The organism is Paenibacillus sp. J31P13, from assembly GCF_056269295.1.
The window spans coordinates 73,449-94,689 of the sequence record NZ_JBWDNR010000004.1; the positions used below are offsets into that span (position 1 = coordinate 73,449).

At 44.7% G+C, this 21,241-nt stretch carries 17 protein-coding genes; 1 reads left to right on the forward strand and 16 read right to left on the reverse strand.

Annotated features, from left to right (window positions below; all coding sequences use genetic code 11):
• Window positions 1-80 precede the first annotated feature (80 nt).
• From AC0YOD_RS14595 to AC0YOD_RS14630, 8 genes are all read right to left on the reverse strand, one after another.
• The gene (locus AC0YOD_RS14595; RefSeq protein ID WP_475800053.1) at window positions 81-4,211 is read right to left on the reverse strand and encodes an S-layer homology domain-containing protein; all 4,131 of its coding nucleotides are present in this window, start codon (window positions 4,209-4,211) and stop codon (window positions 81-83) included.
• A 355-nt stretch (window positions 4,212-4,566) separates the two neighbouring features.
• A complete protein-coding gene (locus AC0YOD_RS14600) occupies window positions 4,567-5,709 on the reverse strand; it encodes a glycosyltransferase family 4 protein (protein WP_475800054.1) in 1,143 nt (380 codons plus the stop codon).
• Window positions 5,710-5,811: 102 nt separating this feature from the next.
• On the reverse strand, window positions 5,812-6,522 hold the full coding sequence (locus AC0YOD_RS14605; protein WP_475800537.1) for a WecB/TagA/CpsF family glycosyltransferase: 711 nt from the start codon (window positions 6,520-6,522) through the stop codon (window positions 5,812-5,814).
• Between the two features lie 58 nt (window positions 6,523-6,580).
• Window positions 6,581-7,753: a polysaccharide pyruvyl transferase CsaB gene (csaB, locus tag AC0YOD_RS14610; protein ID WP_475800055.1), complete on the reverse strand. Its 1,173-nt coding sequence runs from the start codon at window positions 7,751-7,753 to the stop codon at window positions 6,581-6,583.
• A complete protein-coding gene (locus tag AC0YOD_RS14615) occupies window positions 7,717-9,867 on the reverse strand; it encodes a DUF5693 family protein (protein WP_475800056.1) in 2,151 nt (716 codons plus the stop codon). Before AC0YOD_RS14615 ends, csaB begins: the two co-directional genes overlap by 37 nt.
• A gap of 34 nt (window positions 9,868-9,901) precedes the next feature.
• Window positions 9,902-11,638: a phospho-sugar mutase gene (locus AC0YOD_RS14620; RefSeq protein WP_475800538.1), complete on the reverse strand. Its 1,737-nt coding sequence runs from the start codon at window positions 11,636-11,638 to the stop codon at window positions 9,902-9,904.
• Between the two features lie 21 nt (window positions 11,639-11,659).
• Window positions 11,660-12,091, reverse strand: coding sequence for a 3-hydroxyacyl-ACP dehydratase FabZ (fabZ, locus tag AC0YOD_RS14625; protein WP_056631018.1), 432 nt, complete (start codon window positions 12,089-12,091; stop codon window positions 11,660-11,662).
• Between the two features lie 172 nt (window positions 12,092-12,263).
• On the reverse strand, window positions 12,264-12,797 hold the full coding sequence (locus tag AC0YOD_RS14630; protein ID WP_475800057.1) for a CDP-alcohol phosphatidyltransferase family protein: 534 nt from the start codon (window positions 12,795-12,797) through the stop codon (window positions 12,264-12,266).
• Between the two features lie 274 nt (window positions 12,798-13,071).
• Between AC0YOD_RS14630 and AC0YOD_RS14635 the strand changes: the two genes are divergently transcribed.
• Window positions 13,072-15,261 carry an Ig-like domain-containing protein gene (locus AC0YOD_RS14635; RefSeq protein WP_475800058.1) on the forward strand — a complete coding sequence of 730 codons (2,190 nt, stop codon included), beginning with the start codon at window positions 13,072-13,074 and terminating at the stop codon, window positions 15,259-15,261.
• A gap of 65 nt (window positions 15,262-15,326) precedes the next feature.
• Here the strand turns inward: AC0YOD_RS14635 and AC0YOD_RS14640 are convergent, their stop codons facing one another.
• The 8 genes from AC0YOD_RS14640 to spoIID form a co-directional block, all read right to left on the reverse strand.
• The gene (locus AC0YOD_RS14640) at window positions 15,327-15,641 is read right to left on the reverse strand and encodes a DNA-directed RNA polymerase subunit beta (RefSeq protein WP_475800059.1); all 315 of its coding nucleotides are present in this window, start codon (window positions 15,639-15,641) and stop codon (window positions 15,327-15,329) included.
• Between the two features lie 16 nt (window positions 15,642-15,657).
• Window positions 15,658-16,500 carry a flagellar hook-basal body protein gene (locus tag AC0YOD_RS14645; RefSeq protein ID WP_475800060.1) on the reverse strand — a complete coding sequence of 281 codons (843 nt, stop codon included), beginning with the start codon at window positions 16,498-16,500 and terminating at the stop codon, window positions 15,658-15,660.
• 30 nt (window positions 16,501-16,530) lie between these two features.
• Window positions 16,531-17,394 carry a flagellar hook-basal body protein gene (locus tag AC0YOD_RS14650; protein ID WP_475800061.1) on the reverse strand — a complete coding sequence of 288 codons (864 nt, stop codon included), beginning with the start codon at window positions 17,392-17,394 and terminating at the stop codon, window positions 16,531-16,533.
• A gap of 167 nt (window positions 17,395-17,561) precedes the next feature.
• Window positions 17,562-18,560 carry a rod shape-determining protein MreB gene (gene mreB / locus AC0YOD_RS14655; protein WP_475800062.1) on the reverse strand — a complete coding sequence of 333 codons (999 nt, stop codon included), beginning with the start codon at window positions 18,558-18,560 and terminating at the stop codon, window positions 17,562-17,564.
• Between the two features lie 124 nt (window positions 18,561-18,684).
• Complete coding sequence (spoIIID, locus tag AC0YOD_RS14660; protein ID WP_475800063.1) at window positions 18,685-18,972, reverse strand: sporulation transcriptional regulator SpoIIID; 288 nt, start codon at window positions 18,970-18,972, stop codon at window positions 18,685-18,687.
• A gap of 199 nt (window positions 18,973-19,171) precedes the next feature.
• Window positions 19,172-19,774 (reverse strand): peptidoglycan DD-metalloendopeptidase family protein, encoded by a 603-nt coding sequence (locus AC0YOD_RS14665; protein WP_475800064.1) that lies wholly within the window; start codon window positions 19,772-19,774, stop codon window positions 19,172-19,174.
• Entirely contained in the window at window positions 19,750-19,911 is a 162-nt protein-coding gene (locus AC0YOD_RS14670) for a hypothetical protein (RefSeq protein WP_475800065.1), read from the reverse strand. The genes AC0YOD_RS14665 and AC0YOD_RS14670 overlap by 25 nt, the downstream gene beginning before the upstream one ends.
• A gap of 93 nt (window positions 19,912-20,004) precedes the next feature.
• Window positions 20,005-21,168, reverse strand: coding sequence for a stage II sporulation protein D (gene spoIID, locus AC0YOD_RS14675; RefSeq protein WP_475800066.1), 1,164 nt, complete (start codon window positions 21,166-21,168; stop codon window positions 20,005-20,007).
• Between the last annotated feature and the right edge of the window lie 73 nt (window positions 21,169-21,241).

Genomic DNA, 21,241 nt, shown 5'->3' on the forward strand with positions numbered 1-21,241 from the left:
GATCCATCCATACTTACCCATTCAAAGTGAAAACCGACCGCAGAATGCTCCGCGGCCGGTTCTGGAAAGTACTTTCGATATTAACCTATGCTAGGCAGCTTTTTCAAGCTAGTTAGTATACGAGCTACGATAATAGCTGCATCTGAACGAAGCAGGAATGATCTTGGTTCAAACACGGAACCCGCTTTTGGATTGGCAGGATCCACATAAGCACCTAGAATATACTTTTTCTTCGCAATAGCTAGTACGGAGCTCTTAGCATAGTAATTTACGTTTCCAGCATCCTTAAATGTCTTCTCAAGCTCTTTTGTGATTTTTGCTGCGTCTGTATCCAGCTTCAAGTCCAGCGCTCTCGCGATAATAACGGAAGCTTCTTCACGAGTAAGGTTAGCACTCGGCTGGAACGTACGCGGACCAGTTCCGCGTATGATGCCCTCTCGCGCTGCCGTTTCGACATAGCGATAATCCCATAACGCGTCAGGATTAATAATGGCAGGCACATCATCGAAATGCGGTTTGCTTAGCTCGTAATTGAGCGGAATATCAAGCGCCTTGACCATCATTCTCGCGAACTCGCCGCGTGAAATGTAGATGTTGGAGCCGAAATCGTCAAAACCAGCTGCATTCATAATACCTTTGGCGTAGATCGCCTCTAGGAAGTTCCTCGCGTACGGATGAGAAGTCATATCTGTAAACGAGTAAACCATTTTACCAACCACATAATAACCGAATTTATTGAACGGAACGGTAACGGTATTTTTCTTAACGTCAACTACTCCGCCGATATTTTCCCAATATTTCGCTTTAACATCATAACGGTAAACCGTGATAATGGTACCCACGCTGTCCATCATTTTTGGATCAAATGCTAGAGTCAAGCTTCCTGTTTTTGATGTGATTAACTCACGATCATCAGGACGGTCATCATAAGATGGAACTTTTGTTCCGCCAGTTCCTGTCGTACCTGGGAATTGATAAGGGTCAACACCCATCGTTAACGGATCATAGACCAGTGTAGATGGATCATCCGCAAGTCCGGCATCAATCCAGTATACAGGGCTCGCTTTCGTGAATCTCGTTGGATAGGAAAGTCTGAATCTTGTTCCGAAGCTTTCCATAATGATGTTGAAGTTAGGCGGCCATGCTTCCAGCTCGCGGCGATCAACTACACCATCTTCAGGGTTTGCAATGGAGAAGAGCAGATTATGTCCGGTAAATACTTGGTTTTTCAAGTTTGCCGGTACATTGTAATCGGTACGAATCAACGTTGTTCCTTTATCGAACTTAAGTGAAAGCGCGCCATCGAAAATTTTATGGCTGCTTGCCATGGTCTCCAAGTATTGTGCGCCTGGAATATTGGTTGGAGCGTACGTGATTTCAATACTGCTTTGAACCTTATCGTTCGCACTTGAAATGATAAAGTCTATTTTGTTTTTGCCGACCTTCAATTTATTCACGTATACACGATACGTATTCTTGTACAATAATTCGATTGTTGCCGGATTGTTATCGGAATCATAATCAATTTTCTCTGCTACCTGTTTGTTAATAACGACGGAGTTTGCTCCTGGCGCATCGATAATGACCTCAACAAAGTTTTGGTTGACGATTGCTTTGTTTGGCAGAATCGGACGAAGAATCGTATACGGCAGGGAGGTTGGATCAACCTCTAGACGATAAGATGCTTTCGGACCAGTCTCGCCGTTATTGTATACGGTAAATGTGTATACGCTGGAGCTGCCGTCTGGGTTAAGCTTTTGACCGCTTAAAATAAATGAGAACGTTTTGGTCAATATGTCGTATCTGACTGCAAGCACGCCATCGTTTACGTTAGATGTACCTGGAACCGTACCAAGCACGTCATTGCCTCGCATAACAATTAACTGATTAGACAAGTTCCAGCTAATTGGTGTGTTAAATGCGCTGCTCTCAATTTTAAGAATATATTTACTTGGATGAGTTAGCTCAGCCGAGCTGCTCATTTGTGTTATTTTATCTTGAATAGATTTTACAATATCCGAGTTAGAGCTGCCTGATGCAATGAAGTCGATAAAATCGAAAGTACCATAAACCTTCATGTTCGCTTCATTTGTTGTGTATATACCGCCACGGTTAACAAAGTTCGGATCATTTGGAAACGGCTCTGTATACTTGCTTCCATAAGGATAAATTGTCGTTCCCTCTACTGGAATAACCGGCAGGTTTGTTGGAATAACATACAGCTTGATCTTCTTCTCGTAAGAGTTTTTGCTGCCTTGGAAAACAAATTTAATTTCATTCTCTCCAGAGAACAACGCTTCGAATGCCTTTGTTTTCTCCGTCGGAACAATTTCAAAGTTAGAAATGGCTGTAGAACCTGCCAGCTTTTGCAGCTTAATCGGCGTATTATTCACATAGAAGAAAATGGTTTGCGCCGCGGTCCCGTTAAAATCATATCGAATCTCCGAGGTATTGTTGATATTGTTGATAATACCTTTAAAATCGCTTAACGCACCCGTGATTACTTCATTAATACGGTCGGCTTTTAGCTTATTCGTATCATCATAAACAGTCATATTATCAAATATGCTTGTGTAATTCACATACGGTCCGAACAGCATTGTAAATTTCACTTGTTTCGTAACGGCGGTTGCGCCCGTTCCAACACTTAATGTTATCGTTTGTGTACCTTCAAAAGGAAGTTTCTTGAAAACGAGAATTTCTCTTTTGTAAATTTTTCCATTGACGTTTACGAATTTGTTTACAAGACCATTAGATACGTTTGTATATTCATAGTTTGCAGGTGCTGCCGATGCATTCGAGACGTTCTTGATATCTGTTACCGTTACCAGATTAGCTACGCTAGACAAGTCTGGATTACCGACAAGCACTTCCATTGCGAATGGCACGCTGTACAGATTCGCGCCCTCCAGCAATGTTCCTGTCAATGTTTCTTCATTGCCTGGTTGATAACCGCTTAAGTATTTAATGGTATCGATATACTGTGCTCCTGCATTTTGCAGTGTAAAGCTCATAAGACCCGTTCCTTCATCATCATCTGGAACAGCGAGAGCTGTTTTCTTCGCATTTTTGGCCGTTAATTTAATATTATAATTTTTATCAAAAGCAAGAGTGTTTGCAGCGCCGATAGGTGCTGTAAACGTATAAATGAAAAATGCATCATTCGGCGTAAATGTGCCAACAGCTGGCGGAGCAGCGAAAAGCTCTACTGTATTCGCTGTAAGGCCGCTTCCAGAAATCGTATATTTATATTTCATTGGTTGTGTAGGATCCGGATGCGGCTCTAATGTGCCGTTACCATCGTCATCCTTCAAATAGTTAGGAACAATAATTGTACCAGTTACGGTAGTCAAAGCCGGATTTGTTACTAATAGATTTGGATTATACTCCAGCGGCTCAGAGCTTTTAACTGCAGCGTTTCCAGACCCAACTTCTCCATTAAGATTCACATCATAAAAGGTTACCTCTCCATTGTAAAACGCTACCTCGCGCGTCGTTTCTACGACTTGGCTTGCATTTTTCACCTTGATAGTAACAAGGTTTTTCCCTTTTTGAAGGGTAATTGGTGAAGCTGCAAATTGATAATTGTTCGCACTATTAACGGAGTACGTTTTGCTGTTTCCATTAACATCAACCGTCACTTGCTGCGCATTAGGCGCAAAACCAGTAATACTGATGTCTGCTGATGGACGACCAGCTGATGTAGGGGAATGAACAACAGTCGTTCCATTCTCTTCGATATTAAATTTATTACCATCTAGTTGTGCAACCAGATCATAAAAAACAGGCCCGTTGTGATATTCAACATAAATTGAATTCGTAACTTCTCCGCCGCCCTGTACGCCTCTGAACGTAATGCGGTTTAGACCAGGGAATAGCTCGACGTTATAAACCTGAATGTTAAAGCCATTGATATAAATGTTACTCGTAATGTTCTCACGTTTAGATCCGATTTGCTCTTTTGAAGGATCATCATTTTTTTTGACAATTTGTACAACGCTGTATGATACCGAGCTTGGGTCTACACCCGTAATTGAACCCGTCAAAGTTAATGAGGGATCGGTCGTTATCCGCGCTTGCGCGGCAGTATCTTTCTCAGAAGGGAAGCTGAAGCTGCCTGTAGCGGCGGTTACAATTCCTGAAGAGCCGAACGGCGGCAACAATGTGATCAACAAAGCTAACGTAATGACTAATGAAAGTATTCTTTTCAAAACAAAGTTCCTCCTTTATTTATGTAACGAGCCTGGGTATTAGTATAGTAGTTGATTCGACGACAGCGCGGCTTGCTTGGGAATAAACCTTCCTCCTTATTCCTCTTTAGCCAGCATCCCTTGTTCCAGATGTACATGCGCTGACCGCAGAAAAGTTCTGTATCTTTGTTATCGGTTCTGAAGCCTTATTTTTTTAGCTATTTACACAATTTCGCACCCGTATTGATATAAATAAAATAAAACCCCGATTCCTAAACGGATTCGGAGTTTCACTTTTCTCTCTGCTTTCGTAGTTCGTATATAAGTTTCGTAAAAAAAGCCTCGACTCCCTGCTTCAGGGAACCGAGGCTTTCTATTATTTTGAACGAGAATCCGTATCCACCTTAATTCGAAGACGCATTTTGTTCAAAAAGTTAATTAGCGGTTTACGTGTTTTGTCTACTATTCCTGTTAGCTCTGCGCCAATTTGCAAGAAGAACATGAGCATGCAAATGACAGCAAAGGTAATCCAGTTCGCTGCGCTGGATTGAACGACTGCCGATTGTACGATAGCCAGCCCTCCGAATAAAGCAGCCACTCCCCAAATGATAAGAACAGTACGACGATGACTGAAGCCAAGATCGCGCAACCGGTGATGCAAGTGGCCTTTGTCCGGTGCAAAGATCGGTTTCTTGTTAACCAAACGGCGAACAATAGCAAAGAAAGTATCTGAAAGAGGTACTCCGATAATGAGCAACGGAGTTAAGAATGATACCATCGTTACTTGTTTGAAGCCAAGCATAGACAAGGTCGCTAAACTAAAACCGAGAAACAGCGAGCCTGAATCACCCATAAATATTTTTGCAGGGTGAAAGTTAAATACGAGAAAACCGACAATTCCGCCTAGCAGCAAAGTGCTGAGCAGAATAACGGGCTGAAAGCCCATCAGAGATGCCATGACTACGATCGTAGCGATTGCAATGCCGGATACACCAGCTGCAAGCCCGTCCAAGCCGTCAATCAGGTTGATTGCATTCGTCACACCGACGATCCATAGAATCGTAAGCGGAATACTCAGCCAGCCTGCAATCGGCTGCATCGTTTCCCCGAAAGGAATGTTCAGCAGGTCAATCTTAACGCCAAAGCCGAACACGACAACACATGCCGCAGCTAATTGACCGAGGAGCTTCACTTTCGCTGACAGCTCAAAGCGGTCATCGAAAGCGCCTAAAATGATAATAATGGTTCCACCGACAAGCAGCGCGTTGATCATGTTGGAATCCTGCGCACGAAGCAAGCCTTCTGGAATAAATGGAGACAGAATAAAGAATGAACCTACGAATGCAATATAAATAGCTAGACCGCCAAGACGCGGCATGATGCGCGTATGTACCTTGCGGTGATTCGGTTTATCTATTGCGCCTACTTTAAACGCGAATTTCTTAACAAGCGGTGTCATTGCAATGGCTAAAATAAGAGCGGTAATAAATCCAATCGTATACAGCAAGCCAACTGGCATGTGTGCAACTCCCCTTTTTTCTCTACCGAAGTGAATTATACTCCGATTGAAAAAGAAACTCCAACCCCGTTTTCAACCGATTTTCACGGTTTTAGGGACTATTTACGGTGTATGGTGTGGTTTTGTTACGTTTTCCTTGTCGCGAAGCACTTTCACGACGAATTTCGGCAAAACGAGCATCCTTTTGTAACGTTTAGGCTCTTGCAGCAGGCGATACAACCATTCCAGCCGAAGCTTCTGGTAAATTTGCGGAGCCCTCTTCAGTTTGCCTGAAACGACGTCAAAGCTTCCGCCAACGCCCATGATGAGCGGGACGCCAAGCCTAGCTTTATACTTCACGATCCAAGGTTCCTGTGTGTCTGCGCCTCGTGCTACAAACAGCATGTCGGGCGCTGCTTCAATAATCGTCTTCACTACTTCTTCGTCCTGTTCTGGACCAAAAAAACCATTACGGTATCCAACAATTTGCACCTGAGGGTATTGCATCTGCAGTTTCTCTGCTGCCGATTCGATAACCTCTTGGGAAGTACCTAGCAGATAAGCCTTCCATTTGCGGGCTTCCCCTTGTTGAAAGAGTCGCTGCATCAGGTCGAAGCCTGTTACTCGCTCTGCTACTGGATTACCCACATGCTTCGCAGCCCAAACAACTCCCGCGCCGTCAGGTACAATTAAGTCCGCTCGCTTCATCATCTTGCTGTAATTGGCATCTTCCACAGCAGACATAATCATGATGGGATTAGCTGTAATGATATGTGTAGGCTGTCTCTTTTCAATTGCGGATACTAGGTAATTAACCGTCTCATCCATGCTCATTTTTGAGAATGGGATGCCGTAGATAGATACGGTTGGTACTTGTTTTGACAAGTCGAAGTCACCTCAATATGGTTTGACGCATTAACTGAACAATTTGTTGCGCAGGTTTTTGCGATTGTTGTTTTAAAAGGTCGATAGCTGGCTTATGCTCGGCCTGCCAGCCGGCTTTGTCCTCAAGCAGCGTTAATGCCGCTGCTGCAAAGACTTCGGCATCGAGCTCTTCCGTCGTGCCGATGGCCTTTAACCCCAATCGATGGAGAAACTGATCGATCTTCGGGTCGTAAGATAAGCCAAGCATAGGTACCATTTGATTGGCGGCATAGATCAGCGCATGGAGGCGCATGCCGAACAAAGCGTCACACCGGCTGACCTCCAGCAGCATTTGCTGGGGGTCGTCGCCGGTAGCGGCAAGCTCGGCGGTGCTTCCTTCGCCGAGCTTATTGTTCAGCCGTTGCAGCATATCCTCCGACGCTTCTGTGTCGGAGGGTGTGTGGAACGGCAGGAAGCGAAGCCGTACAGGCGTCCGCTTCGAAAGCGCGATCAGCGCATCGGCGGCACGAGCAAGGTCGCCGCCATCACTGCGCCAGCGGCGCAAAGAGACGCCAATCAGCGGCGGCTTGTCCTCGCGAAGCGCTGAGAAGGATTGATCATCAACCATTCCTTCGTTCAACGTTTCAGGTGCAGGCAGGGGCAAACCCATAACAGGATCTGGAACAACCTGAATTCGGCTCTGCGGCATGCCGATTCTTCCAAGCAATGCAGCAGATTCCTCATCGCGTACAGATACGTATGCACTGCTCTTCATTACGCCGCGAATAAGCGGATCCATCCAGCGACGATTAACAGGGCCAATGCCCTGAGAATAAGCGAATGTCGGCTTGCCAAGAAGCTGAGCAAGCTTCATGACACCCGTATAATACGGTATGGTCTTCGCGCTCGTTGCATCCTGCAGAAGGCTTCCGCCTCCGCTTATCAATCCATCGCTGCTGCGCAGTGCTTTAAACAGATCTCCTGGATGCATACGACGAACAGACTCGACGCCATACATTTGGCTTGTCCATGCAGGATCAGCCGACAATACAATCGGCTGTATTTTTACACCCTGTGCTTTTCCCTCTTCTTCTAATGCAAGCAATATCGACTTTAACACCGCTTCATCGCCGCTGTTGTGAAAACCATAATAGCCAGAAATGACTATGCGACGAACTTGCGAATGATTGCTGGTGCCCATTTACGAACTGCCCCTTCCAAAACCTGCCACGCCAAAATAAAGATGCAGCCAATAATTAATCCAGTACCCCAACCTAGCAGTAATCGTATCACCGAAATATGAAGCGGTGTATGAATGTGTGCGAATGTATCCACCATCGTCAATTGTCCAATTGCTCCTACGATTACAAGCAGCCAAGCTGCACGATACCGAAGAGCCAAGAACAAACCTAGAATAAGCGGTGGATGGCCCAGCATAAATTCTTTAAAGCGCGGACGCACGCCAAAAGTCGATTCCAACCAGCCTCGAATGACAAGTTCAATATATGGCGCTTGACCATTATTGCCTGTTCGTGACAAATAGTAATAACCTATAATGCCAATAACACCTGCAAGGATAATCCATGTCAGAGTGATTGGCTTTGTAAGCAAGGAACGAAGCTTGCCTACTGACATTTGCCCATTGTAGAAAAATACATATACTGCAACAAGTGCGATTGGAGCAAGATGCAACAAGCTCACACCGCGGAACTGTTCGAGTACAAGACTGTACGTAATGTTGTTCAAAAGTCCAAATATGATAGGTACGGCCATTAGTGAAATTAAAGAAGCCGAAACAAACCAAGTTAAAGCTAAGCCAAAGCGTCTGCCCATTGATGCAGCTGGGAAGATCCACTTCATTTGAGTGCCGTTATCGTAGATAGCGCCCGGCTGATGCGGAGCTTTGTTAGAAGCTTGACTGCGGCCAATGGACCAATTTTCTCCTCCAACAAAGCGACGTTCTCCAACTGTTCTCGCATAAATCCGGTTCATAACCCAAACAAGTGCTAAAGTCGGCGCACTGATCGATGCCCCTAACGCGAGAGCTTGCTCCATTAAAGAACCTCTGCTCGTTAGGTACAATCCTGCACTTCCAATAATGCCTAATAGGAAAACTGGAATGTAGACACCTGGAATGAATGCCCCCGCCAGTAAGGAGATCAACGCAACTGCTCCTAAAGCAACAATGCCGCGAAGCGCTTTTGCCCATGATGGCTGATCATATACAAACGGCTCTGGATCACCTGGTGCAAAACCTGCTTCTGACAATCTAGTTACAATTCCATCATCTCCGCTCATCGCTTCGCTCAATTTATCGAGAGAATGAACTACTTTTGCTTTCTCTACACTGGATTGAGCGGTGCCATTAAGGAAGAACATACGAATATTACGATCTTTCGCAGCTAATAAGAAACGGTCAACAATCGATTCCTTTGACATATCCATACCGTCTTTATCAGACAGCGAGTATAACCTTACTACATTATAATCTGTAAGATAGGCTAATTTATTTATGCCTTGCTGAGGTTTCTTCAGATTTTCAATTGTAGCCAGGCCAATGTCATACTTATTAAGTAGAGCTGCAAAGCTGTCTAAGCTTTTTTGAGCCGCTTGATCCGATGCGCCCTTTACTTTATCACCGTCAAACAATACACGGTTAACGCCAAGCTCTTTCATCTTGCCCAGCAATGTATCCATCGCTTCTTCATTGTATGGTCTCACACGATCAGAGAAGCGAGGCAATATTTTAAAGCCAGCATCATGAATCGTCTGCAAGGACATCGGATCAAAGTCCATCGTTTTCATGATAGCTTCAGAAATCGGCACTTCAACAACTAGACCATTGCGTCCGTCATATGACCAATCACTATATTTGATCTCATCACGATCAAAGGCTTCTTTGACGATAGGACCAATCTTCTCTTCCTCTTGTTTTCCATTGTATAAAATATAAGTAAAGTTTTGTCCTACAGGTTCAAACTTACTTTGCAGCAGTGCCGCATCTCTTGAGCTATAGTAAGTTAGTCTGCCTGAAAGCAGCAATTCCTTCAAGGTGCTCTCATAAACAGACATCGTTGTAATACCCGATTCCTTCAGCAGCGCCAGTTGCTCATCCAAAAAGATTTGCGGTCTAGTCTGCTTCTCAGCGACCTCTATAATATCCCGGTAATCAAATACATATTCCACATGCTTCGAAGCTTTTTCCATATCCATACGTATAGCGCCAAGCGGCAGAGCCGCTAATACGCCAATTAAGGCAATAACCCAAAGTGCAAGCTTTACTTTCCGATTCCATTGCAGCCAACGTGAAAACACATAATTCCTCCGTCCTAAACAGGTGATTAAATATTTATTCGATGCGGTCTACCCGTTCCATAACGGCTGTCTTTAATGTTTGCAGCGTAGAAGCTGCAACAGCTTGGGACTGGCCCTTAACAGCAAAATAGACTTTAATTTTCGGTTCGGTACCAGAAGGCCTCAAGCAGAACCACGAGCCGTCCTCACGTAAATATTTCAATACATTTTCCGGACGAAGGCCTTCAAGACCTTTCGCATAATCCAGTACTTCTGTAACTTTTACTCCACCGATTTCAGCAGGCGGATTCTGACGCCAGTCATTCATAATAGCGCCAATCTTCTGAACGCCATCTAGACCCTTAAGCGTGCGAGACTCAAGCGACTCTAAATAAAAGCCGAATTGACCGTAAAGCTCAAGCAATACATCATACAAGGTTTTACCTTGACTGCTATAGTATGCCGCAGCTTCGCAAATCAATAACGATGCAACAACCGCATCTTTATCGCGTGCATAAGTGCCCGTCAAATAGCCATAGCTCTCTTCATAGCCGAACAAGAAGGAGCGTTCCCCATTTTGCTCGTATTGCGTCATTTTTTCCCCGATATATTTGAATCCAGTCAGTGTATTCTCAACAGCTGCACCGTAAGAAAGCGCAATGTCTGCACCTAGCTCACTGGTAACGATTGTTTTAATGACGACGCCGTTTTGAGGCAACTGACCGCGCTCTTTCAATTGACTAAGTACATAATGGACCATCAAAGCACCGGATTGGTTGCCTGACAGCACAACATATTCACCTTCATTATTTTTCACAACTGCACCCATGCGATCTGCATCCGGGTCCGTACCGATAATAATATCGGCATTTACCTCTTGAGCAAGCTTGATCGCAAGCGTAAATGCTTCGCGTTCCTCTGGATTAGGCGACTTTACCGTACTGAAATAGCCGTCTGGCTGTTCTTGCTCAGGTACAACATAAACCTTGCTGAAGCCTGCTTTTTTGAGCACTTCACGAACTGGCATATTCCCTGTTCCATGAAGCGGTGTGAACACAACCGTGCACTTTTCACCCAAACCGCCCTGCAGCAATTCTGTGTTTAAACTTTGAGCTACAACGGTATCAATGAATTTTTGATCAGCCTCATCGCCCAGCCAGCAAAGCAGCCCTTTTCCTTCTGCTTCCTCACGGCAAACCCGTTTAATTTCACTAAATGCAGCGATCTCTCCAATTGCCGCAATAACTTGCTCTGCTTCCTCCGGAATGAGCTGGCATCCATCTGAGCCATATGCTTTATAGCCGTTATACTCAGGGGGATTATGACTTGCTGTAATAACGATACCACTTGCCGCATTAAGCTCACGCACTGCAAAAGATAGCTGCGGAGTTGGGCGCAAGGAATGAAATAAATAAGTCTTGATGCCGTTAGCAGCCAATACGAGTGCTGCATCCAGCGCAAATTCAGGTGAGTTGTTACGAGAATCATGCGCTATGACTACCGAAGGACTTCCACCTTCTGGAGCCGCACTAGAAAGCAGCCAATTTGCTAGTCCTTGTGTAGCTTTTCCTACTGTATAAGCATTCAAACGGTTCGTGCCCGCACCCATAACACCGCGCAGACCTCCCGTGCCGAATTCTAAATCACGATAAAAACGATCGGTTATCTCTTTTTCTTGCCCTTCAATAGCGCGAAGCTCTTCCTTAGTTGCAGCATCGATAAGTGGATCATTAAGCCACGCATTATATTTTACCTGAATCGTATCAGTTGCTGGTTTCTCCATAGTTAGCAGCCTCTTTCATCAATGTATTTTTTAGGAAGGATTAGAAAGAGCAAACATAAGCTCACCCTCAGCGACAATCTGATCGCCAACTCTTGCTGTGCCTTGACCTTTACCAATAGATCCTTTGAGCCTTGTGATTTGCACTTCAAGCGTCAAAGTATCGCCAGGCTTTACTTGTCCACGGAAACGGAAACCGTCAATGCCCGCAAAAAAGCCCAGCTTGCCGCGATTAGCTTCTATCATGAGCATAGCTACCGTTCCTACTTGAGCAAGTGCTTCTACAATAAGAACGCCCGGCATTACCGGATAGCCAGGAAAGTGTCCTACAAAGTAAGGTTCGTTCATCGTTACATTTTTGAGTCCGACTGCTCGTACGCCTGGTTCTACCTCCAAAATACGATCGATAAGCAGAAACGGCGGACGGTGCGGTATAATTTCTTGAATTTGATTAATATCCAACATAATAATATCTTCCCTTCTCCATGTTAGGTCGTATAAAAAGCTCTCAAATGGTCAAAACTATTCCTATCCCTCATAAAACTGCAGTTTATGAAGGTTAAGATAAGGGGCTTGGTTGGCTGGACTCGATATGTCCTGCTCCAAGCCCCTTTGTTTATATGAAAGAGGCTTTATGTCATGTTTGTCCGGGTGGTCTAATCGCCTTTGGCTTATTCAGCTCCCTGAACATAACAATGTACATAATAGAAGTAGCAAACGAAAATACAATAACTGCCCAGAGATATGCATGAGCATGTGAAGCTTCAAAGAAAATCATCATAATCGCTAGATAAAATAAAACCGTTGTCAATTTCCCCATCCAATTGGAAGGAACCGTCTGTTTACCCCTGAAATGAAAGTACAGACCCCCTGCAATCATAGCCAAATCGCGCAAAAACATCGCTGCAGCCGCCGCCCAAGTAATATGACCGGAAAGGAGCAACGATACAATCACCGTAATAAGCATAAGCTTATCAGCTAGCGGATCCAGCATCATACCAACCGTTGTAACTTGACCACTTCTCCGTGCGATATACCCATCGAGCACATCCGTAATGCCAGCAGCGACCATAATGAGAAATGCAGGGATCATATGCCCGTTTACAAAAACGGTTATGTAGACTGGAATTAAAACAAATCGCAATGAAGTTAATAAATTCGGCAGATTCAAATATATACACTCCTCTACCTATTGCTGACTGTCCACGATGGTTCCCAACTATTATACAACTACCTCCCCTAAAAATAAAACTATCACTGCTCTCGAAAAAGGTTGAAAGCAATATCCTATCCCCCTATTTAACGTTTCTGAGAAAGTTTTTATATACAATATATGCGCTAGTTATTCATTTTCGGTTGCTTTTGACCGTTAAAGATTAGAAGATCAAAAAAACTTTTAAACCAGAAAGGACAGGGATGTAGTGAATTTTAGTTTACGATCCAACATGTCGTGGAAAGAGACTCGTAGATGGATAGCGGCTGCGCTAGCATTCATGCTTGTCATGATGTCAACAACAGGAATTGCACGTGCTGCAGATGACACAGTGACTGGCATTGAATTTGATTATGAATCATCCGATTACAACAACAGCACGTCATCGCTCCAAGCATTTGTGGAGGATGACAAAGTCATTGTTAATGTTTCAGCATCCTTATCCGGCTCATCGTCCAAAAAGGATGTTACATCGGAGGCTACCTGGAAATCTTCCAATACCTCATACGTTAAAGTAGAAAAAGGTGTCTTGACCGGCGTTGGTAAGGGAACCGCGACGATAAGCGCTACTTATAAAGGGTTTACAATCAACATTAAAGCTTCTTCTGATTATGTTTATGACTCCGTTACGCTCATGCAAAGCGGAACAACGGCTCCTGCCAATATGGATATCGAGATTGGACAGTCACTCGCTTTTACGCTGAATGGAACCAAGTCAAGCAGCACGAAAGACATCACTACAGATGCTGTTTGGACAACTTCCAACTCAGCTATTGCTACTGTAGATGATGGATCGATTACACTATTAGGTGTGGGCGCTGTTACGATAACAGCAAAATTTAAGGGGAAATCGGACAGCATCATCCTCAATGTCACTTCTCCATACAAATCCATCACCATAGATTCAGGTTCAGCTGCAAGCAATAAGCTGCTGGAGCTTGAAATTGGCGCAGATGACAAGAAACTTACAGCTTCAGCTGATCTAAAGACAGGCGGAACTGATCCGATTACAGACACAGCGACTTGGACCAGCGGTAACGAAAAGGTTGCCACTGTTAAAAAAGGCGTTGTATCGCCAGTTGCTGCAGGCACAACCTTTATTACGGTTTCACATAAAGGCGTGTCCGCGAAAATAGAGGTTGTTGTGCGTGCCGCATACCAATCCATTAAGCTTTCTCCTGAGAAGGAGTACCATATGCTACTGCAAGATAAGCCTTTGGAAATTGATGCGCAAGTACTCAACAACTCCAACGTTGCCTCTCCTGTAACGTCGTTGGCAGAGTGGACATCTTCCAATGTTGTTGTTGCAACTGTATTTAACGGTACTGTAACACCAAAGGCTGTTGGTACAACAAGAATAACAGCAAGCTATAAAGGCGTAAGCCGCAGCATTGAAGTTACCGTATATCCTAGTATTACTAAACTTAAGGTAGAGACGAAGACGATTGACGGATATAACGGATTGACCGGCGATCTGCCAAAAGTAACAGGAACGACGTTTGACGGCACAGAGGTCGATGTATCCAAGCTTGTAACCTGGACTTCTGATGATGAGACCATTGCGGTCATTAAAGATGGCACATGGTCAGCAAAAGCAATTGGAGAATCTATTCTTACAGCTGAAGCTCAAGGCTACGAAGCTGAGACCAAATTAATCGTTCATGTAAAGCCGTTAAAGCTGATTGTAGAAAACACGGATATCAGTCTTATTCTCGGTAAAGAAACAAATCTTCCCGTCGTTACGGTTGTAAATGAAGACGGTGAAGAAGAAGACGTAAGCGCGAATGTAACATGGAAGACTACTTCTGACAATATCGTATTGAAAGAAACTTCGATGAAGGGCATCGAAATATCCAGTATCACACTTACCGCTACTTACTTGAATAAAAGCGTTACGGTAAGAGTGAAGATCGAAGAAGAAATTGTTAAGCTCGTAGTAGAGCCATCAAGCATCGACATCTATCCAAACAAATCGAAATCGATCAAAGTAACCGGCTATTATAAAAGCGGCAAACAGGTTTCACTTGGTTCCAAAATGAATTGGGAGATTGGCAATCCTAATCTCGCTAACGTCAGCGGAACGTCCGTAAGAGGCATTGCAGTCGGTACAACGAAGATCTCTGGTTCTTATCAAGGCAAGAGCGTCATCATTCCAGTGATCGTCTCACCAAAGCTAAAATCACTTGTACTCTCCAGCAAATCGGTTCAACTCGGTATTGGAGGTACATATTCAGCCAAGCTGCAAGCTAATTACACAACTGGCAATCCAGTTGTCGCAACTGAAGATGCCACTTGGACAACCTCAAAGGCAAGTGTGGCTACCGTTAAGGATGGCAAAATCACTGCTGTAGGCAAAGGCTCAGCTTCCATTAAAGCAACCTTCGCCGGCAAAACCGTAACAATACGAGTTACTGTAAAGTAAAAATAAGCACAACAAAAAAGCAGAACGAAGGATTACTCCTACGTTCTGCTTTTTTTCTATACCTATTAAGATTCTGCGAAAACCAAGTCATAAAGGTGCTGCCAGGTAGACCATTGAAAAACATCATCTTCAGGCTGTTTCCCAATGACAACATAACCTACATACAAACCAACTATAAGCATGATAAGCATTATGAGCGGTACGATGCTTTTGCGTAACAACCACAACAGCACTCTTACCCCTTTGGGCCGTTGCTTCTTTTTGGCGCTCACGTCAGTCTTCGCGCGTTTGCCGCGTTTCTTCTTATCGGAGCCGCCATCTTCCGCTTGACTCTCGAAACCGCTAGCTTCACGGTCGATTCGTTCATCGGCCATACTCATTCACATCATCCTATCCTTAAGCGCGCAATCCATTTGCAAGGCTCATCATCGTATCACTGGACGATAAAGCTCTAGCTGCCAATTGATAAGCGCGCTGCACATTAATAAGCTCAGTCATCTCATCCGTCAACACGACATTGGATTGCTCCAAGTATCCTTGACGCAATGAAACAAGATTATCTGAATCTGGGACGATCTCCTGCACCACATCGCCAACCTCAATTCCACCTGCAACAACAAACAAGTTGTCAGAAACCGCAGACAATGCGGCCGGACGAGAAGCGTGAAGCAGCTTAATGCTTCCAAGTTCAATGGTTTGCTTGGAGGATACGCCTAGCACCGTTCCATCTGGATTCACCCGAAGACTGTAGCCTTGGGGCATAACAATATTGCCGTCAATCAATCTACCCGTCGTCGCATCTCTTACTTTCGCTACAACCGGATATCCATCTTGCGTTGCCAAAATCGTATCACCGTTTCCATCTACCGTCAACTGGAACGCTCCATTACGTGTATATCCGCGATTTCCTGCGGCATCTACCTCAACCTCAAACAATGCATTGCCTTCGATCGCAAGATCCGTGTCTTTGTCAGTTCCCTGCATTGGGCCTTGAGACAAATTCGGCTGAACCATCGTCATCTTGGCGCCCCAGCCTTGCGTGAAATCAAGGGGAGTTAGCCGTCCTGGCTGATTGAATTCGTTCTCCTGCTTCTTCACATTGTTAAGGAGATCTTCAAAGGTAGCTTCCTTGCGCTTGTATCCAACCGTATTCATATTCGCAATATTATCAGCAAGCAAATCAAGCTTCTGCTGAAGCCCATTCATCGATACCATTGCATTGATCATTGAACTATTCATGCTTCCTGCACCTCCTCTGCTTCATCGAAGTTATACGCGGCCGACTTCATTGACTGCTTTACTTAAGCTCTGATCGTAGAACTGAATAACCTTCTGATTCGCCTCATAAGCGCGCAGCGCGGACATTAGGTCTACAGCAGCCTGAGCAGCATCAACGTTGGAACGCTCCACATAGCCCTGTTTCACTTCTATACGTTCGTCTGCTGCTATCGCTACCGCTTGCCCATCCTCTGTCGCAAAGCGAAAATTACCATTTCCTTCACGAACGAGCTGGTTTGGATTATCAACCCGGCTGATAAGCAATTGAACGCCGACATCTGTCCCATTCGCGTCAACAAAACGTTGATCAGCAGTGAGCATCAAACTATCAAGTCCTACTCCCGCAGGCATTTGAATCGGTTGACCATCCGTTCCCAGTACGCTGGAGCCATCACTTGCAACGAGAAGACCTTGCTCTGTTAGTGTGAATTTGCCGCCCCTCGTGTATCTAACTTCACCATTTGCATCTTGAACGGTAAAAAATGCTTGCGGCTGAAAAGTGACCTTTCCATCGGCTCCAATGTTTTTACCAGATGCATCGAACGCAATACCATCGAGATCGATATTAGAAACAAGCGCAAAATCAGTCGCATTATTCGTTTGCGTCAAATCACCTTGCAAATGAATAGCTAGGCTTTCTTCGGCAAAAATACCAGTCGTCAATTTCCCGACCGTTGTTGCATTTTCAGGACCTGCACCGGTTAAGGACAAAAGCATATCCGGAAATGAACGCGTCACAGCATTCGCCTGTTTATATCCAGGCGTGTTTATATTAGATATGTTATTCGTTACTGTATCATGTCTGCGTTGCTGAGAAATCATGCCTGACGCTGCAGTATATAATCCTCTTAACATAATCCTTACCCCCTCGGAAGCTTACAATCGATCTTACTTACCTTTATTTATTATCGGTTGAAAGCGAGGTTGCTTGTATAGCTTGTCCATGCGACCTTAGACTCATTTCCACCTCGGCTACGCCCCCCTAAGGCTCCCTACCCGCGCAAATGAGTCTATCAGCACTATTATTTAATCTTCTTACCGAGCTTGTCCAAGTGATCGAGCAAGATACCAGTCCCTTTAACAACGCAGTGCATCGGATTGTCAGCAATTAATACAGGCACCTTAAGCTCATCTGCCATAAGGCTGTCCAACCCGCCAAGCAAAGCGCCTCCGCCAGTTAAAATAACCCCGCGATCAATAATATCCGCTGAAAGCTCAGGCGGTGTGCGCTCAAGCACAGACTTAGCTGCGGATACGATGGACATAATGGGATCCCATAACGCCTCGCGAACCTCACCGGAACGGATCGTAATCGTAAGCGGCAATCCCGAAACCATATCTCGTCCACGGATATCCATCTCTTCCTGACGTCCGCCCTCAAGCACAGTACCGATCTTGATCTTGATGTCCTCACTTGTTCTCTCACCGATAAGAAGCTTATATTTGTTCTTAATAAACTTCATAATCGCATCGTCGAACTTGTCCCCTGCAACTTTAATAGAAGAGGCGGTCACGACGTCGCCCATAGATAGAACGGCTACATCCGTCGTGCCTCCGCCAATGTCTATTACCATATTGCCGCTGGGCTGGAAAATATCCATTCCAGCCCCTATTGCAGCTGCCTTCGGCTCATCTTCAAGAAATACTTCCTTTGCACCACTGCGTTCCGCTGCTTCGCGGATTGCCTTTTGCTCAACCGAAGTAATATTCGTTGGTGCACAAATGAGGATACGAGGACGGCTGAACCATTTTCTGCCATCAACTCGATTGATAAATTCCTTGAGCATAATTTCTGTAATTTCAAAGTCCGCAATAACACCGTCGCGCAAAGGGCGAATCGCCACAATATTGCCCGGCGTACGACCAACCATTCTATGTGCTTCCTCACCAACTGCCAGTACCTTCTTCGTATCGCTTTCAATTGCTACAACAGAAGGCTCATCAAGAACGATGCCTTTTCCTTTTACATGAATAGACACATTGGCTGTACCAAGATCAATCCCAATATCCTTGCTCAACATAAGGCTTAAGTCCCCCAACGAATAATGTTTGCATAACGTACGATTAGTTCCCATGTCATGGAAACCGCTAACGTTCATTATTCGCCAAAAAAGACAAAAACCCTCTATGATTCGCGAAAAAAGTTCATGCTTTTCCAGCAGCTAAAACTTCCCGCTTCTTGGAGCCCGTTTTCTTATATTTTATCTTGGTTGCTTCTCCCCCTCTCAAGTGCCGAATTGATTTGTGGTACTCGAGAATGTGCTTAACCTGATCGGCCAAATCGGGGTTTATTTCAGGAAGCCGCTCAGTCAAGTCCTTGTGCACCGTGCTTTTGGATACACCGAACTCTTTGGCGATCGTTCGCACCGTATGCTTCGTTTCAACGATGCAGCGGCCTATTTTAATGGTTCGCTCCTTAATGTAATCGTGCACGTTCCCGCCTCCCTACTCGAGATAGTTTGGTACATTATATGAGTGGAGTGGATAGATATTCGTTATGAACAAGCCTGACAAGCCTGAATGTTAATAATTTTTCATAAAAACATAAAACAGGCAGGGGATTGACCCCTGCCTGTATGTCTAAAGACCTATTTTTTTGAAAACCAAACGGTTCTTTCACCGCGAACTCCTATTACTTCACCATCAATGAGCTTGGGTTAATTGCCTTGCCCTCATTGCGTGTTTCATAATGAAGGTGAATACCCAGATCGCGTTCAAGGTCATTCCTGCCTGCTACTGCGATTTTCGTACCTTGTTCAACATCATCACCTACTGCAACCTGAACGTCATTCACACTTTGGTATACCGTCACTAATCCGCCTTCGTGTGTGATTTCAATGATGTTCCCGTTCGTTGGATGCTGCTGTACAAGTGATACTTTACCCGACAGTGCGGCAAGCACATCGAATGCTTGACCTTTCGGGTCAACAAAATCGATTCCCATGTGTGCAGCAAATGTATCGCCGTTTTGTACCACTGCGGCTTCACGCTCTGCATCGCTTGCTGTCTCATCATAGAACTTCACTTGATCTTGAAGAGCTGCTTTGTCTGCAACCGGCCATGCCATTAATTCGTCGCCAACCACAACTTTGTTTGGTTTCTCATTTGTGTCTTTCGGATCGGCTTTTTCCCCTTGTGAAACTTCAGTAGAGTCGGGTTTTCCTGTAGTAGGACTCGTTTTGTCCGCTCCCTGATAGATCCACATTAAGGTTACGATAATTGCTGCCGCGGCCATGAAGATTGCTGGAGAAACCCATCGCTTTGCAAAAAGGTTCTTCCATCCACTGCTAGATTTGGCGGCAGACGTTCCTCCCAGAACAGTTTTGGGAGTTTCTTCTGGTCTTTGCTTCGGTTTGTTTTGATTTTGATCATTCATTTTCTATCACCTCACTAGCCATTGTTACCAGATCTGCTAGGTTTATACGTGAGGCAACTAGTAATTTTTAAGATTTTAATTCATAGCTTTTATGACTTCCATTTTAATAGCTTCGAATCTTTTTCAATCTTCGTTCCCGTATAGTAGTGCGTGATAATATCTTTAGCCGACTTCCCTGCTAGACCCATCCCGTTTGCTCCCCACTGGCTCATGCCCACACCGTGCCCATAGCCGTAGGTTGTAATGCTGATAGAGTCTTTCTTAATCGCCCACGTAAACTGAGAAGAAGCCAGCCCAAGACGCTCTCTTACCTCTCTACCTGTAAATTTTTTTCCTCCAATAGAGATCAGCCCTATTCGATTGCCTTCTGTCTTCTCCAAAATACGAATAGAAGAACTCTTTCTATCCTTCTTCCTTACATCTAGCTTATTGAAAAAATCATCCAGGTCTAGTTGAATTGTTTCCTTATATTTCGGAGAAATCGCCTCGTCCCACGGACTTGCGACGCTTCTTAAATAAGGAATTTCCTCCTGCCAATAATCCTCTGAGTTTTCTGTATAACCGTTGCTCGTAGAGAAGAAGGTTGCTTGAATCGGTGCGCCGTCATACGTTATGATCATTCCCTTTGTTTGCTCGATAACTGCATCCAGCTTCTTCATAGCTGCTTCCTGCTCATCCTTCGGCCATTTATGTGAAAGCTCATCTAGCGGAACATAAACCTGATGTTGAATCGTATCCGTTACATCTGCTTGATTGGCTGGCATATCACTTCTATCGTTCAAACTCATTCTTCTAACAATGTAGGTCCGTGCTGCTATGGCCTGTGCTTTTAACGCTTCCTGTTGAAAGCCGATCGGCATCTCTCCAGCTACAACGCCTCGAACATAAGTCTCCAGCGGAACACTCTCAATTCGCTTTTCCTTCGTCAAATAAATACGTATAGTAGGCTGATCTAGGGGATCTTCCTTTTTGCTACTCGTCCCTTTTCCTATTGGCGCTTGACGATCAGCTTCACCCTCAGCTCCCACAAAGCCTGGTTCACTATCTCCGTTTTGTTTTTCCGCTTCCTCATACTCATTTCTCTGAGATTCATCAGCTTCTATATTTGAAGCCTCTACCATTCCATTATTGGAGGTGGATACCGCTCGAATCTCTTTCAATGACAATTGAAGCATGAAATAGAAGGCGCCTAACAGCAAACCAATAATAAAAATACTAAACCATCTGCTTGTCCTCAAACGGTTAATAAGCATAATACTTGAAGTTCTCCCTATCCTTCGTCTCATGAGCTCTCCTTCCATCGCAACCGGAGGGAGTCAGCTAGCT

Excerpts from the sequence above, each read along its gene's own strand:
- AC0YOD_RS14600 (WP_475800054.1), bottom strand. The coding sequence starts at position 5,709 with ATGCCAGTTGGCTTGCTGTATACGATTGGATTTATTACCGCTCTTATT.
- AC0YOD_RS14605 (WP_475800537.1), bottom strand. The coding sequence starts at position 6,522 with ATGAGCATGGATGAGACGGTTAATTACCTAGTATCCGCAATTGAAAAG.
- csaB (WP_475800055.1), bottom strand. The coding sequence starts at position 7,753 with ATGGGCACCAGCAATCATTCGCAAGTTCGTCGCATAGTCATTTCTGGC.
- fabZ (WP_056631018.1), bottom strand. The coding sequence starts at position 12,091 with ATGTTGGATATTAATCAAATTCAAGAAATTATACCGCACCGTCCGCCG.
- AC0YOD_RS14635 (WP_475800058.1), top strand. The coding sequence starts at position 13,072 with ATGTCGTGGAAAGAGACTCGTAGATGGATAGCGGCTGCGCTAGCATTC.
- AC0YOD_RS14640 (WP_475800059.1), bottom strand. The coding sequence starts at position 15,641 with ATGAGTATGGCCGATGAACGAATCGACCGTGAAGCTAGCGGTTTCGAG.
- AC0YOD_RS14645 (WP_475800060.1), bottom strand. The coding sequence starts at position 16,500 with ATGAATAGTTCAATGATCAATGCAATGGTATCGATGAATGGGCTTCAG.
- AC0YOD_RS14650 (WP_475800061.1), bottom strand. The coding sequence starts at position 17,394 with ATGTTAAGAGGATTATATACTGCAGCGTCAGGCATGATTTCTCAGCAA.
- mreB (WP_475800062.1), bottom strand. The coding sequence starts at position 18,560 with ATGTTGAGCAAGGATATTGGGATTGATCTTGGTACAGCCAATGTGTCT.
- AC0YOD_RS14665 (WP_475800064.1), bottom strand. The coding sequence starts at position 19,774 with ATGGCCGCGGCAGCAATTATCGTAACCTTAATGTGGATCTATCAGGGA.
- AC0YOD_RS14670 (WP_475800065.1), bottom strand. The coding sequence starts at position 19,911 with ATGATCAAAATCAAAACAAACCGAAGCAAAGACCAGAAGAAACTCCCA.
- spoIID (WP_475800066.1), bottom strand. The coding sequence starts at position 21,168 with ATGCTTATTAACCGTTTGAGGACAAGCAGATGGTTTAGTATTTTTATT.